General features: G+C 38.2%; 13 protein-coding genes. 10 read left to right on the top strand and 3 right to left on the bottom strand.

The genetic code is table 11. The features are described 5' to 3' along the window. Window positions 1-158: 158 nt before the first annotated feature. The 6 genes from IR083_RS20430 to IR083_RS20405 all read left to right on the top strand — a co-directional run bounded on the left by IR083_RS20430 (window position 159) and on the right by IR083_RS20405 (window position 7,445). A complete protein-coding gene (locus IR083_RS20430; RefSeq protein WP_006799529.1) occupies window positions 159-1,298 on the top strand; it encodes a hypothetical protein in 1,140 nt (379 codons plus the stop codon). A gap of 91 nt (window positions 1,299-1,389) precedes the next feature. Next, the gene (locus tag IR083_RS20425; protein ID WP_194225683.1) at window positions 1,390-3,243 is read left to right on the top strand and encodes a DNA topoisomerase IV subunit B; all 1,854 of its coding nucleotides are present in this window, start codon (window positions 1,390-1,392) and stop codon (window positions 3,241-3,243) included. A gap of 10 nt (window positions 3,244-3,253) precedes the next feature. Beyond that, complete coding sequence (gene purU, locus IR083_RS20420; RefSeq protein WP_006799531.1) at window positions 3,254-4,114, top strand: formyltetrahydrofolate deformylase; 861 nt, start codon at window positions 3,254-3,256, stop codon at window positions 4,112-4,114. Between the two features lie 139 nt (window positions 4,115-4,253). Beyond that, window positions 4,254-5,804: a peptide MFS transporter gene (locus IR083_RS20415; RefSeq protein WP_194225682.1), complete on the top strand. Its 1,551-nt coding sequence runs from the start codon at window positions 4,254-4,256 to the stop codon at window positions 5,802-5,804. Window positions 5,805-6,232: 428 nt separating this feature from the next. Then, window positions 6,233-6,679: a peroxiredoxin family protein gene (locus IR083_RS20410; protein WP_006799533.1), complete on the top strand. Its 447-nt coding sequence runs from the start codon at window positions 6,233-6,235 to the stop codon at window positions 6,677-6,679. A 121-nt stretch (window positions 6,680-6,800) separates the two neighbouring features. Continuing rightward, complete coding sequence (locus IR083_RS20405) at window positions 6,801-7,445, top strand: EcsC family protein (protein ID WP_194225681.1); 645 nt, start codon at window positions 6,801-6,803, stop codon at window positions 7,443-7,445. Here IR083_RS20405 and IR083_RS20400 read toward each other — a convergent pair. Continuing rightward, window positions 7,442-8,230, bottom strand: coding sequence for a hypothetical protein (locus IR083_RS20400; protein ID WP_242052496.1), 789 nt, complete (start codon window positions 8,228-8,230; stop codon window positions 7,442-7,444). The two genes, IR083_RS20405 and IR083_RS20400, sit on opposite strands and share 4 nt — an antisense overlap. Window positions 8,231-8,312: 82 nt before the next feature. After that, window positions 8,313-8,888 carry a superoxide dismutase gene (locus IR083_RS20395; RefSeq protein ID WP_194225796.1) on the bottom strand — a complete coding sequence of 192 codons (576 nt, stop codon included), beginning with the start codon at window positions 8,886-8,888 and terminating at the stop codon, window positions 8,313-8,315. Window positions 8,889-9,223: 335 nt separating this feature from the next. Here IR083_RS20395 and IR083_RS20390 point away from each other — a divergent pair, with 335 nt between their 5' ends. Together IR083_RS20390 and IR083_RS20385 are read left to right on the top strand one after the other, a co-directional pair. Next, entirely contained in the window at window positions 9,224-10,102 is an 879-nt protein-coding gene (locus IR083_RS20390; RefSeq protein ID WP_006799537.1) for a helix-turn-helix domain-containing protein, read from the top strand. 4 nt (window positions 10,103-10,106) lie between these two features. Then, entirely contained in the window at window positions 10,107-10,592 is a 486-nt protein-coding gene (locus tag IR083_RS20385) for a hypothetical protein (RefSeq protein ID WP_194225680.1), read from the top strand. Window positions 10,593-10,668: 76 nt separating this feature from the next. Here IR083_RS20385 and IR083_RS20380 read toward each other — a convergent pair whose 3' ends face one another. After that, the gene (locus tag IR083_RS20380) at window positions 10,669-11,586 is read right to left on the bottom strand and encodes an EamA family transporter (RefSeq protein WP_006799539.1); all 918 of its coding nucleotides are present in this window, start codon (window positions 11,584-11,586) and stop codon (window positions 10,669-10,671) included. A gap of 457 nt (window positions 11,587-12,043) precedes the next feature. Here IR083_RS20380 and cmk point away from each other — a divergent pair, with 457 nt between their 5' ends. Together cmk and IR083_RS20370 are read left to right on the top strand one after the other, a co-directional pair. After that, the gene (gene cmk / locus IR083_RS20375; protein WP_194225679.1) at window positions 12,044-12,736 is read left to right on the top strand and encodes a (d)CMP kinase; all 693 of its coding nucleotides are present in this window, start codon (window positions 12,044-12,046) and stop codon (window positions 12,734-12,736) included. Beyond that, the gene (locus tag IR083_RS20370) at window positions 12,737-13,612 is read left to right on the top strand and encodes a 4-hydroxy-3-methylbut-2-enyl diphosphate reductase (RefSeq protein ID WP_006799541.1); all 876 of its coding nucleotides are present in this window, start codon (window positions 12,737-12,739) and stop codon (window positions 13,610-13,612) included. Window positions 13,613-13,698: the final 86 nt, after the last annotated feature.

Genomic DNA, 13,698 nt, shown 5'->3' with positions numbered 1-13,698 from the left:
AATTTATAATTTATAACTCATCATATAAAATATTATCTTTACGCCCAAATAAGAACGGAAGATATTTAATAATATACTTTCGAGTGATAATTTACATTAGTTGTTATACTTACCAAAGCAATAAATAGGTCTGAGACCTTAGAATCAGAAATTGAAGTATGTCTATAGTAATTAGAGAAGTAAAAGAAGACGACAAGGCACTCAAGAAGGCCTTTGTGAAATTCCCTATAAAATTATATAAAGATTGTCCGTATTATGTGCCTTCCCTGATATTGGACGAGTTGGATACCCTGAACACAAAGAAAAATCCGGCATTTGACTTTTGCGAAATGCAGATGTTCCTGGCCTATAAAGAAAATAAGATTGTGGGTAGGATTGCGGCGATCATCAATCATAAAGCCAATGAAGTATGGAACGAAAAGCACGCGCGTTTCAGTCTTGCCGATTTTATAGATGATAATGAGGTCGTAGATGCTTTATTCGCAGCTGCGATAAAATGGGTAAAAGATAAGGGTATGGATGCCATAGTAGGTCCTATGGGATTTACCGATCTCGATCCCGAAGGTATGCTTATAAAAGGGTTTGATCAGGTGAGTACTATGGCCACTAAATATAGTTATCCATATTATGTGACACAACTTGAGCGATTGGGCTTCGAGAAAGAAGCGGACTGGAATGAATACAGGATTCCTGTGCCTGATGCAGTACCTGAAAGGCATCAGCGAATAGCCAATATGGTAGCCACACGTTATGGTTTGAAAGTTCTTAAATTTAAGAATCTGAAGCAAATCGCCCCATATGTAGACAGATTGTTCAAGTTGATGAACGAGGCCTATAAGCCCCTGTATGGCTTTGCTCCTTTAACCCAGAAGCAGATAGATCATTATGTAAAAATGTACGTACCTCTTTTACGTTGGGATATTGTATCTATAATTATAAAAGAAGAAACAGATGAAGTTGTAGGCTTTGGTATAGGAATGCCAAGTTTATCCAGAGGATTAATTAAGTCGCGTGGAAAACTATTCCCTTTCGGATGGTACCACCTGCTGAAAGATCTGAAGAGCAAAAAGAATCCGGTTATAGACCTCCTCTTGATAGGAATTGCTCCTGAATATCAGGGGAAAGGAGTAAACGCGATTATATTTAATGACTTTATACCGTCGGCATATAAATGTGGTTTTCAATTCGCCGAATCCAATCCTGAACTGGAAATGAATAATAAAGTAGCCTCATTATGGGACGGCTTTAATGCTGAGAATCATAAGATGCGCCGGGCTTATATAAAACATCTAAATTGAGGATGAGGGGTGTCACTTTAACTTTTTCTTCCGAAGAATTTTTTATAATTTTACACTGCGTTTTTCATTACTAGAGATTTTTAAAAAGTTTATGGAAGAAGAGAAGATCGAATTACCCGAAGTTAATTATTCCGATGATGATATTAAAACCCTCGACTGGCAGGAACATATCCGCCGCCGTCCGGGGATGTATATTGGTAAGTTGGGCGACGGCTCGTCTGCCGATGATGGTATCTATGTACTACTGAAGGAAGTACTGGATAACTCTATTGATGAATACATGATGGGCTATGGCAAGACTATCGATGTTGCTATCGAAGAAGGTGTTGTCAGAGTGCGTGACCACGGACGTGGAGTCCCATTGGGTAAAGTGAAAGATGTATCATCGAAAATGAATACCGGAGCCAAATATGACTCTAAGGCTTTTAAAAAGTCGGTAGGACTGAATGGGGTAGGTATAAAGGCCGTAAATGCACTTTCTTCATTTTTCCAGATTCAGAGCTTTCGCGATAGACAAACAACATCTGTTGAATACAGCAAAGCGATTGTAACCAAAGAGGATAAAATACACGATACAACAGAAGAAAACGGTACATTAATTGAGTTTATTCCTGATAATACGATTTTTACAAATTATAATTTCAGAGACGATTATGTAGAGAGCCTTCTCAAGAACTATGTATTCCTTAATACCGGACTTACCATAATTTATAATGGTAAGAAATTCTTTTCCAAAAACGGGCTGGTAGATCTCCTGAATGAGAACATGACCTCCGAAGCACTGTATCCCATCATTCATTTGAAGGATGAAGATATAGAAGTCGTTATTACCCATACCGACCAATACGGGGAAGAATATTATTCGTTCGTAAACGGACAACATACCACACAGGGAGGAACACATCAGTCTGCATTCCGTGAATCATTATCCCGTGTAGTCAAAGAATACTATAATAAGAATTTCGATTATGCTGATATCCGTAGCGGTATTGTAGCGGCTATCAGTATAAAGGTTGAAGAACCCGTATTCGAATCCCAGACCAAAACGAAGCTGGGATCAAAAGATATGGGACCGGGTGGGCCTTCTGTACAGAAATTTATCGGAGATTTCCTCAAAAAGGAATTGGATAACTACCTGCATAAACATACCGATGTATCGGAGACGTTACTTAAAAAGATTCTTGACTCGGAGAAAGAACGTAAGGCTATCGCAGGGGTAACTAAGCTGGCCCGTGAACGTGCAAAAAAAGCCAATCTGCATAATAAAAAATTGCGCGACTGCCGCATTCATTATAACGATACCAAGGGCGATAATCTGGATGAAACCAGTATTTTCATTACCGAAGGGGATTCCGCCAGCGGGTCTATCACAAAGAGCCGTAATCCGAATCTGCAAGCGGTATTCAGCCTTCGTGGAAAGCCATTGAACAGTTTCGGATTGACAAAGAAGATTGTATATGAGAATGAAGAATTCAACCTGTTGCAAGCTGCTCTGAATATCGAAGACGGACTGGACGGGCTACGCTACAATAAGATAATAGTTGCTACCGATGCTGATACGGATGGTATGCATATCCGTTTGCTGATACTGACTTTCTTTTTGCAATTCTTTCCGGATTTGATAAAGAAGAATCACGTATATATATTGCAAACACCACTTTTCCGCGTGCGCAACAAGAAAGAGACATTCTACTGCTATACCGAGGAAGAACGAATTGCTGCCATCAGTAAATTGGGTACAAATCCTGAGATAACCCGCTTTAAAGGTCTGGGTGAAATATCACCGGACGAATTTGTACATTTCATAGGGAAAGATATGCGCCTCGACCGGGTAACAATGAAGAAAGAAGACTTAGTGAATAATATGCTCAATTTCTACATGGGTAAGAACACTCCTGAGAGACAAGAGTTTATTATCGATAATCTTGTGATAGAAGAAGACTAAATAAATTAAAATGAACAACGCTCACGCAATTATACTTATATCTTCACCTGACCAACCGGGGCTGGTAGCTGCCGTTACCGATTTTATCAATGTAAATGGAGGTAATATCATCAATCTGGAACAACATGTGGATAAGCAGGCGAATACGTTCTTTATGCGTATCGAATGGGATTTAACCAATTTTATTATTCCCCGCGAGAAGATCAGCGATTACTTCCAGACGATGTATGCTAAGAAGTACGACATGACATTCCGGCTTTACTTCAACGACTATACACCACGTATGGCCGTTTTTGTTTCCAAGATGTCACATTGCCTGTTCGATATACTGGCTCGCTACACAGCAGGAGAATGGAATGTGGAGATTCCCCTTATCATAAGTAATCACGAAGATATGCGGTGGGTTGCCGAACGCTTCGGTATTGAATACCATGTATTAAAGCTCAACAAGGATAATAAGGATGAAATAGAAGCTCAACAGTTGGCACTGTTGAAAGAAAAGGAAATCGATTTTATTGTCCTTGCACGTTATATGCAGATATTGACGGATAAATTCATCGAAACATATCCTAATAAAATAATAAATATCCACCATTCTTTCCTTCCGGCTTTTGTGGGGGCAAAACCTTATCATGCGGCATATGAGAGAGGTGTGAAAATTATCGGCGCTACAAGCCACTATGTAACAGCCGAGCTTGATGCAGGGCCGATCATAGAACAGGACATCACCCGTATTACCCATCGCGATAGTGTGGAAAATTTGGTGCGTAAAGGGCAAGATCTGGAAAAAATAGTATTATCCCATGCTATCGAATATCATCTTACTAGAAGGGTATTGGTATATAAGAACAAAACTATCTTATTTGCATAAAAAATGCGGTTAGCAAGCTTTTATGTTCTTTAATATGTTTGGATAAAACGATTATCTGGTATGTTTTCTTACTTTTGTAAAGTTTAATACCATAGGAAGGAATGAAATAACTTATAATATTAATCTTAAATATAATTTTATGTTTAAAAATCATCCTAAAGGTTTAGTAGCGGCCTCATTATCTAATATGGGAGAGCGTTTTGGCTTCTATATTATGATGGCGATTCTGTCCCTCTTCTTAATGTCTAAATTTGGCTTAGATAAATCAAATGCTGGTATAATTTACTCCGTATTTTATTTTTCTATCTATGCTTTGGCTCTTGTTGGAGGTCTTATTGCAGATAAAACAAAGAAATATAAAAGTACGATTCAGGCAGGTATTATATTAATGGCTGTTGGATATCTGCTTATAGCGATTCCTACCCCTACCCCGGTTCCTAATTTAGCGTTGTATTTAACTCTTACTTGTTTCGGCTTATTTGTTATCGCCTTTGGAAATGGTTTATTTAAAGGAAATCTGCAAGCTCTGGTTGGACAGATGTATGATAATGAAGAATATGGAAAAATGCGTGACTCCGGTTTCTCATTGTTCTATATGTTTATCAATGTAGGTGCTATTTTTGCACCACTTATAGCTGTAGGTATCAGAAACTGGTGGCTTAAAACAAACGGCTTTATATATAACTCCGATCTTCCGGCTCTTTGTCACCAGCAAATCGGAGGAACTCTTACTGGAGAGGCTGCTGAACGTTTTACAAAATTAGCTCCTGAAGTTAGTTTGAATGGAGCCCCTACGGATTTGACTTTATTTGCAAATGAATATCTGGGAGTATTTAATACCGGCTTTCATTATGCATTCGGTATAGCAATCTTTGCGATGCTAATCTCTCTTACTATTTATACTATAAATAAAAAGCGTTTTCCGGATCCAGCGTTGAAGAAAGCTGTTAAGAAGGATGTTTCTACAGAAATTGTTGAAGCACCTGTAATGGATGCAAATGAGGTGAAGCAACGCTTATATGCGTTATTTGCTGTATTTGCCGTTGTGATTTTCTTCTGGTTCTCATTCCATCAAAACGGATTAACTTTAACATTTTTTGCCAATGACTATACCGATTTGAGCAGTATGAAGCTTGACCTGTTTGGTTTAGTTACTTTAGAAGGTGCCGAATTATTCCAGTCGTTTAACCCTCTCTTTGTTGTCCTATTAACACCTATAGTTCTTGCTGTATTTGGTTGGTTACGCGCAAAAGGCAAGGAGCCTTCAGCTCCTAAAAAGATTGCTATCGGTATGGGTATTGCAGCTTTGGCCTATGTCGTAATGTCTTTAGGCTCCTTAGGCTTACCATCGGCTAATGAAGTAAAAGCAGTGGGAGGATTAGCAGATTCAGCTCGTGTAACACCATTTTTACTAATCGGGACTTACCTAATATTGACAATAGCAGAATTGTTTATTAGCCCTCTTGGTATATCATTCGTGTCTAAAGTGGCACCTCCACAATATCAAGGAATTATGCAAGGATGCTGGCTTGGCGCTACAGCATTAGGCAATCAATTATTATTTATTGGAGCTATCCTGTATGAAAATATTCCTATCTGGGCTACATGGTGTGTATTTGTTGCAGCATGTTGTGTTTCAATGTTTACAATGCTCTTTATGCTAAAATGGCTTGAGCGTATTACAAAATAAATAATACTTAAATATTTAGAACAAAACCCCGGTTTCATAACAGAAACCGGGGTTTATTTATTTCCTGACACTAATTTAAAGTATGTTGCAAAAGCAAAAAGAAGCGTAAAGACAAATTAATAAATAGACTGATTATCAACCATATGAAAAATATTCAGAGACTATAAAAATTACAACTGTTAATAATTAGCCAGAACAGATTATTCACATTTCGCAAAATTGTATTATCTTTGACCCCAAAATACAGAATTATGAATTATCTAAGCGTAGATAATTGATTCTGTTCCCAAAAGTTGGGAGGGTCTTTTTCCCTTTTCTGTGAGGGAAGTGAGGGATAAAGACTTTAGTGGTAACCTAATGATTATTTTATGAAGTATTTGAAGTACTTCTTGATTGCGGGTATAACGTTTATAAGTTTATCATCCAATATGTCAAGAACTTCTAGTCTTTCGGAAGGTATTTATCCGGGAAACCTGTTGCCTGATATTAAAAATTTGGTAAATGAATCAGGAACAAAAATTAATTTGTCTGACCTTAGAGGTCAAAAAGTATTGGTAAACTTCTGGGCGGCTTATGACGCCTATTCGCACAAGGACAATGTGCTGCTGTCTCATCTGATCGAGAGTAAGCAGTATCCGGTGCGGATGGTTTCGGTTTCTTTTGACAAGAGCGAGTCGGTGTACGAGAGAACGTTGGTTATGGATAAGATTGATACCAGGTATCAGTTCCTGGCCAAAGGGGATGCTTCCTCCGAACTGTACAATCGCTATCAGTTAGAACGTGGATTTAAGAATTACCTGATTGATGAAAACGGGGTAATTGTGGCAATGAATCTTACGCCTAATGATCTCGGCAGACTGTTGAATGAGAATTAAATTATTTTACTTTTTATTAAAGCGTTTCATTTCTTGAAAATGAGACGCTTTATTCTTTTTGCCTAACTTGGCATAGTTATTGTTTTATTTTAGATAAAGAATAGTTTAAAGGTTTTCAATTATGACTGACAAAAAACAAAATATAAAGCCAAATAACGGACTGATAGCCAAAACTCTCGACTGGGCATATTCAAAAGCAGTAGTCGGCCTGACTGGTGTGGATTCGGCCTATGATCTTGGCAACAGCTATCTGCATCAGGATGGTACACTGAGCCAGCAAGTAGATTCACTTATCAAATGGCAGGTAGCAAAAGCGGCAACCAGCGGCTTTGTTACCGGGCTAGGCGGGGTTATGATTATGCCTCTGACTGTTCCTGCAAATATTGCCAGTGTGATTTATGTGCAAATACGCATGATAGCAGCTATAGCTTACATGGGTGGACACGACATCAGAGACGACAGGGTTAAATCGCTCGTTTATATCTGCATGGTAGGTAATGGAGCAAAGGAGCTATTGAAGGACGTAAGTATCAAAGCCAGTGAGAAACTGATAAGCAAAACCATTGAAAAAGTCAGTACCAAATTAGCTGCAAAAGCAGGTGAGAAGGGAGTAACCTCACTCGGAAAAGCCGTTCCTGTTATTGGCGGGGTAGTCGGAGGCTCGTATGATGCCATATCTACCCGTGTAGTGGGAAAAGTAGCAAAAAGAATATTTATTGACAATCCGGCTGCAAGCAAATTTGAAGAAGTGATTGAAGAGAATTAGACGGTATAGCTATCTGCTGTTTCGAAACGGACTCCCGCTCTTCGGGCATTATCGAATATTATTTTTGCCCTTTCATTCTCAGAATTGATCCAAGACATGCAATCTGTGAGCACTACAGTCTTCCTCGCCAGTTCGCTGCAAGTATCAAGGATGTCATTAAGAGAGTTAGCCACACAATAATCCGCAGCTTCTCCGATAAGCAATACTTCGTCATATGAGTTTAAATTAGACAGCAACCTGCTATTCAATTGTGTTTCAGGTTGGAAATCCCATTCTACAGCCGCTCTGAAGATGCTGTAATGTTCGGTCGACTGCGAATAACCCTTATGGAATAGTTCATACGACTTATTATTATTCACGGCCCATTCAACAAGACTGTCGGTAACAGCTTTGTCTATAGACCAACCGCTTGTCCCTAATATACAGTGCATCGGCCATATAGTACATACTTCGCCTTTGGCTTCAAGCTGTTCCAGATATGGAATGGCTAATTCCTTGTTATATTGCGCCTGCCATAATCCCGACTTAACATCCGCCACACTAATATTGGAGAACAACGGCGGATGATTTCCTGCCTTATTCTTCCAATAAATTTGATGAGCTATATGTATAGGTTGATGTGAGTCGAGCGTGAGAGCTACATAATCTATTTTAGCCTGATTTTTCCGGATAAAGTCCGCAATACGGACTACATCTATATCAGCATCCTTCACAAAAAGGGAGCCTGCAGGAGAGGTAAAATCATTTTGCAGGTCTATGGCAAGTATGGCTGTTTTTTTCATCATTTAAGTATTACATTCTGATACAAATATAAGCAAAAAAGCAACCCCGGAAGGTTGCTTTTTTAATATAATAAACACTAATCTATTAATAACGAGCTTCTACTGCACTCCAATCGATTATCTTCCACAATTCGGCAAGATGGTCTGCACGACGGTTTTGGTAATCAAGATAATAAGCATGTTCCCATACGTCGAATCCCAAAAGCGGGGTCAAGCCCTTTGTGATAGGATTTCCGGCATTAGGCTCTTTTGTAATTTCCAGGTTGCCTGCGTTGTCTTTAGCCAGCCATACCCAGCCCGATCCGAATACTGCTGTACCAGCTGTAACAAATTCTTTTTTGAAGTTTTCGAACGAACCCCATTTTTTGTTAATGGCCTCAGCAAGTTTTCCTTTAGGTTCTCCACCTCCGTTAGGACTGAAAGAAAGGAAATATATATTGTGGTTCAATGTCTGTCCTGCATTGTTGAAAATAGCGCCGTCACTTTCTTTTACGATTGTTTCAAGGTCGGCATTCTCAAATTTTGTTCCGGGAACAAGATTATTCAGGTTTGTTATATAAGTCTGAAGGTGCTTACCATAATGTAACTCGATAGTCTGTTGGCTTATAACCGGTTCTAAAGCATTTGTTGCATATGGCAACTTTGGTAATTCAAATTTCATAGCTTTTGTTTTTTGATTGTTATTATTATCGTTGTTTATATTTTGTGCTTTTATATTACCAATAAGTAATACAGAGAGCGTTAGACACGTAAAAAATATCCTTTTCATAAACTTCTGTTTTTTAGTGTGTATGCAAATTTAACAATCTTAATCCGATATTTGTTTAACAATTGGCTGATAATTATCATAAATTGTTTTTAAGGGTTTATCGCTAAAATCTATAAGTATTGATTGTGATATAAATACAGACTATATTTCTTAAATTATATAGATAAAGATTTTAGAAAAAGATATCAGAATAAATATGTACTTTTGTTATCAAAATTATCAAGTATATGCTCTTTGTAGATTCGTCCTTTATTTTATCGGAAATCATAGAAGAAAATCACCAGCTGATCCCCGTTATAAACCGTTTCGGAATAAAGCTGGGACTGGGAGATAGTACCATTGCCGACATTTGCAGAAAAGCAAATATCAATACGGAGTTTTTCCTGGCCATACTCAATACTTTTCTGAATGAGGACTACTTCCCTGAGCGTAAACTTCAAAAATTCGATATCGAACTGGTAATTACGTATATAAAGCAGACTGATGCATACCTGATACACGGACAACTTCATAATCTGGAAAAGCATCTGAACGCTTTTATATCTATGAGCGACCCTAATAATCCTCAGTTGAAACTGATAAGCCGCCTGTTCACAGAGTTTAAGAACGAACTGATCGGGCAGATTGAGCAGGGGATGATGAAAGGAGACGCTCCCCTAGCCCTCCTTACAGACCTTAAAAGCATCATAATTAAACATATATCCGGCAACTTCAACGAAAACATGTGCTATGCCACTATATTTACCATAGACAGTTTTCAACGGGATTTGGAGAAGCACAACCGAATAAGGGAGAAGATTTTAAAACCCATGATCGCTGATTTGTCCGAATCAGGGGTAGAAGATCTACAGGAACTGATATCGGTTAGCCATGCTATCAAGGCAACAAAAGCTCAGGCTTTGTCGCAGCGCGAACTGGACGTTCTCCGGCTTGTAGCATTGGGACTACTAAATAAGGAGGTGGCCGATAAACTCAATATAAGCCTGAACACCGTATTGTCGCACCGAAAGAATATCACGGCCAAACTGGGAATAAAAACAGTATCAGGATTGATATTCTATTGCATGACAAACGGATATATAACCGCCGACGAAATAGAACTATAATATTATGGACAAGCTAAACCGTTACATATCTTTCGAATTGCTCTTTGCTCTGTTATTTATCATCGCATTTTCGTTACCGTGGCTCGATATGGGATTGGTAAAAATCGTAGGTTGGGATATACCCGACATACAGAAGAAAGTAACAAAAGTCACTAATTTCTTCTCCCGTAATAAAGAATCGGTTTATACTACATATATAGTTTATCTTGTTCCTCTTCTCAGCATCTTCAGCGCCGTATTATGGCTGTCTCTCAAAAAGAAATCAGCACAAATACTTCTTATGGTAGCGGGCATATTGGCCTTCGTCGTATCCCTCAATCTTTTCTATAAACTTCCGAAATATGGAAGCGGAGTGTATCTACTTTTCGCCACTTCAATTCTGTCGGTCACATATTTAATAATCATATTTCGAAAAAAGAAAGTTAAACCGGCTATAGAAGATGATAACCTGTTGGATAACCCCGGCCCCGAAAATATGCAGCCTCTATAACCTGATACATTAATGATGTATTACTTTAATATTCTCATTGTTATATGTACTCAAACCCGTCACAACCATCTCTTAGTCAAGATTGGCTCACAATTTCTTTTGTTTTGATATTTGTAGCTATAATAGCTGTTAATATAAGAATAACCCCGACCCACCGTGTATTATCTACAGATTCGTGAAGGATAAATGCCGAAGATAAAATTGCTACAGGTAATTCTACTGCACTTAATATGGCTCCAATAGAAACACCTACACGCGGTATACCCATCGAAAAAAGAAGCGGAGGGATAACAGTACCGAGTAAAGCCAGAATTAATCCCCAAAAGACCAATCCTTCCCAGTATATACCGTTGAAGAAAAACATAGGAGGAAAAATAATCCAGGTGATAGCACATGAACCGGTAATCATCAATGCACTCTTTTTCAATACAGGAAGATCATTGCCTACACGCCCGCTGGTCATCAGAAATATAGCATAACAAGTTGCCGCCAGTAAACCGAAGACAATACCTTTCAGATTAAGAATTATTTCCTGACTGAATATTCCACCGGCCAGAAGCGTACCTAAGAGGACAACGCCAAGCAGCAACAGTTGCTTCCGGCTTGGCTTTTTCTTAAATACGATAGCTTCGATCAGTATACTTATCCACAAATATTGCATAAGCAAAATAATAGCCACAGATGCAGGTAACAATCTGACACACTGATAGTAGAATATTCCAACCAAACCGGTAAAGGTTCCTGACAGGGTAATTTTCCACCAACTGGTCTCAGATTTTATTACTTTTGCCTCTTCTGGTTTATCTTTTCTTTTAAACGATTTGGTGACCATATATAGCATCCATAAGATAACCATTCCCGAAAAAGACTGAGTACCTGTAATTTCGCCTAGCGTATAACCATTAGCATAAGCAAATTTTACAATAGTAGACAACAGGCCAAAGCTGGCTGCCCCCACGAATACCAGCAGCCCACCTTTTATTCTTTCATTCATAATATTTAAGTTATTTATTGCCATTCTAACATACTTTTTTTTCAGAAGAAGACACACAAAAAGGGAGTACCCTTTTGCGGATACCCCCTCCATTTGTTTTATCGTTCGTATATAATATCAGATAGAAATATCATATACGGGTTGGTACTGCAAAATTACAAAATTTATTCTCCTGGTCAAAATATAAAAAAATAAAGTGCTCAAATCCAGCTTTTGATTGACATGCAACAATAATGTTAATAACAAAAAACATCTAACAACTAAATAAATTTCTTTGCTACAGATAATCAAACCTATAGAAATTATCATCAGAGTAGAATCATTACGTGCTTAGTAATCAGAATAAGAAAGGTATCAGCTAATAACCAAAAATAGCTATCTTTGCTCTCTGATAATTAAATAAATTTATAAGGGATAGACTAAACATTTAGTCTGATAGAATGTTTTAAAATTAAATATGAAGAAAATAGTTATTGCAATCGACGGTTTTTCATCGAACGGTAAAAGTACAATGGCTAAAAGCCTGGCAAAACAAATCGGATACATCTACATCGACAGCGGGGCCATGTACCGAGCGGTTACACTTTACTGCATACAACAGAATTTATTCGAAGATGGTAAACTAAACGAAAGTAAATTGCATAACGAAATAAAGAGTATAAAAATAGAATTTCATCTAAATAAAGATACAGGAGCGCCTGACACATATCTTAACGGAGAAAAAGTTGAATCCGCTATTCGTAGCATGGAGGTTTCTTCAAAAGTAAGTATTGTTAGTGCCATTCCATTTGTACGTCATGCAATGGTTGCCTTACAGCAGAAAATGGGTGAGGCTAAAGGCATAGTAATGGACGGAAGAGATATCGGCACAGTTGTATTTCCTAACGCTGAAATGAAAGTCTTTGTCACAGCAGATGCAACGATAAGGGCACAACGACGCTTCGATGAATTACGTTCGAAAGGCAATACAGAAACAACTTTTAATGAAGTATTAGAAAATTTAAAGTCCAGAGACCACATGGATCAGACGCGGGCCGAAAGCCCTCTGATAAAAGCAGATGACGCCATCCTTCTGGACAATTCACATATGACCATTGATGAACAGATGCAATGGTTGCTGGAAAAGTTCAAACAAATAACAACAAACTAAATGAGTAATATAGAGATAGACGCAAAATCAGGTTTCTGTTTTGGAGTGGTCAACGCCATAAAAAAAGCGGAAGAGGAACTCGCAAAAGGAGGCACATTGTATTGCCTTGGTGATATAGTCCACAATAATCTGGAAGTTGACAGGCTTGAACAACTGGGCTTGAAAACAATCAATCACGAGGAATTTGCAAAATTGAAAGATGCCCGGGTTTTATTGAGGGCACACGGCGAACCGCCATCAACATATCAGATTGCAAAGGACAATAATATTGAAATTATCGATGCTTCATGCCCGGTCGTGCTTCGCCTGCAAAAAAAGATACACGACAAATATGATAATGAGAAAGACAATAATACACAGATCGTTATCTATGGAAAAAATGGTCATGCTGAGGTAAACGGACTCTTAGGCCAGACTGAATCAACTGCAATTGTCATTGAAAAGAAAGAGGATTTGGAAAAACTCGACTTCTCAAAAAATATATGCCTGTTCTCACAAACGACCAAACCTCTCGATGGATTTCAGGAGATCATAGATATCATGCAGAGCCGTATGATAGGCGACGCCAAATTTGAATTCTTTGACACTATCTGCCGTCAGGTATCGAACCGCATTCCGAATATCAAAGAGTTTGCATCCAAAAATGATATTATCTTCTTTGTAGCCGGAGAAAAGAGTTCGAATGGTAAAGTACTTTTTGCCGAATGTAAGAAATACAATCCAAACTCTTATTTCATAACCACGCCTTCAGATATCGATCCCGATGTTGTAAGTAAGACTGCATCCATCGGAATTTGTGGTGCTACCTCCACACCAAAATGGCAGATGGAAGAGGTTGAAGCCAAGATAAATGAAATAAGATCGGTATTAGTTTAGCCAAATTGCTTTAAAAAATTACCGAATCAGCCATTTTATTCTTACTTTTGTACCTGATTTTTTAACGTGCAAAAAAGAGAATAAAA

The sequence above is a fragment of the Dysgonomonas sp. GY75 genome, assembly GCF_015234155.1.
Lineage (GTDB): Bacteria > Bacteroidota > Bacteroidia > Bacteroidales > Dysgonomonadaceae > Dysgonomonas > Dysgonomonas gadei.
This window is presented reverse-complemented; position numbering and strand designations above follow the sequence as displayed.

Coding starts and splice junctions, on each gene's coding strand:
- cmk (WP_194225679.1), top strand. CDS start 12,044: ATGAAGAAAATAGTTATTGCAATCGACGGTTTTTCATCGAACGGTAAA.
- purU (WP_006799531.1), top strand. CDS start 3,254: ATGAACAACGCTCACGCAATTATACTTATATCTTCACCTGACCAACCG.
- IR083_RS20430 (WP_006799529.1), top strand. CDS start 159: ATGTCTATAGTAATTAGAGAAGTAAAAGAAGACGACAAGGCACTCAAG.
- IR083_RS20415 (WP_194225682.1), top strand. CDS start 4,254: ATGTTTAAAAATCATCCTAAAGGTTTAGTAGCGGCCTCATTATCTAAT.
- IR083_RS20370 (WP_006799541.1), top strand. CDS start 12,737: ATGAGTAATATAGAGATAGACGCAAAATCAGGTTTCTGTTTTGGAGTG.
- IR083_RS20410 (WP_006799533.1), top strand. CDS start 6,233: ATGTCAAGAACTTCTAGTCTTTCGGAAGGTATTTATCCGGGAAACCTG.
- IR083_RS20385 (WP_194225680.1), top strand. CDS start 10,107: ATGGACAAGCTAAACCGTTACATATCTTTCGAATTGCTCTTTGCTCTG.
- IR083_RS20380 (WP_006799539.1), bottom strand. CDS start 11,586: ATGAATGAAAGAATAAAAGGTGGGCTGCTGGTATTCGTGGGGGCAGCC.
- IR083_RS20425 (WP_194225683.1), top strand. CDS start 1,390: ATGGAAGAAGAGAAGATCGAATTACCCGAAGTTAATTATTCCGATGAT.
- IR083_RS20395 (WP_194225796.1), bottom strand. CDS start 8,888: ATGAAATTTGAATTACCAAAGTTGCCATATGCAACAAATGCTTTAGAA.
- IR083_RS20400 (WP_242052496.1), bottom strand. CDS start 8,230: ATGATGAAAAAAACAGCCATACTTGCCATAGACCTGCAAAATGATTTT.
- IR083_RS20390 (WP_006799537.1), top strand. CDS start 9,224: ATGCTCTTTGTAGATTCGTCCTTTATTTTATCGGAAATCATAGAAGAA.
- IR083_RS20405 (WP_194225681.1), top strand. CDS start 6,801: ATGACTGACAAAAAACAAAATATAAAGCCAAATAACGGACTGATAGCC.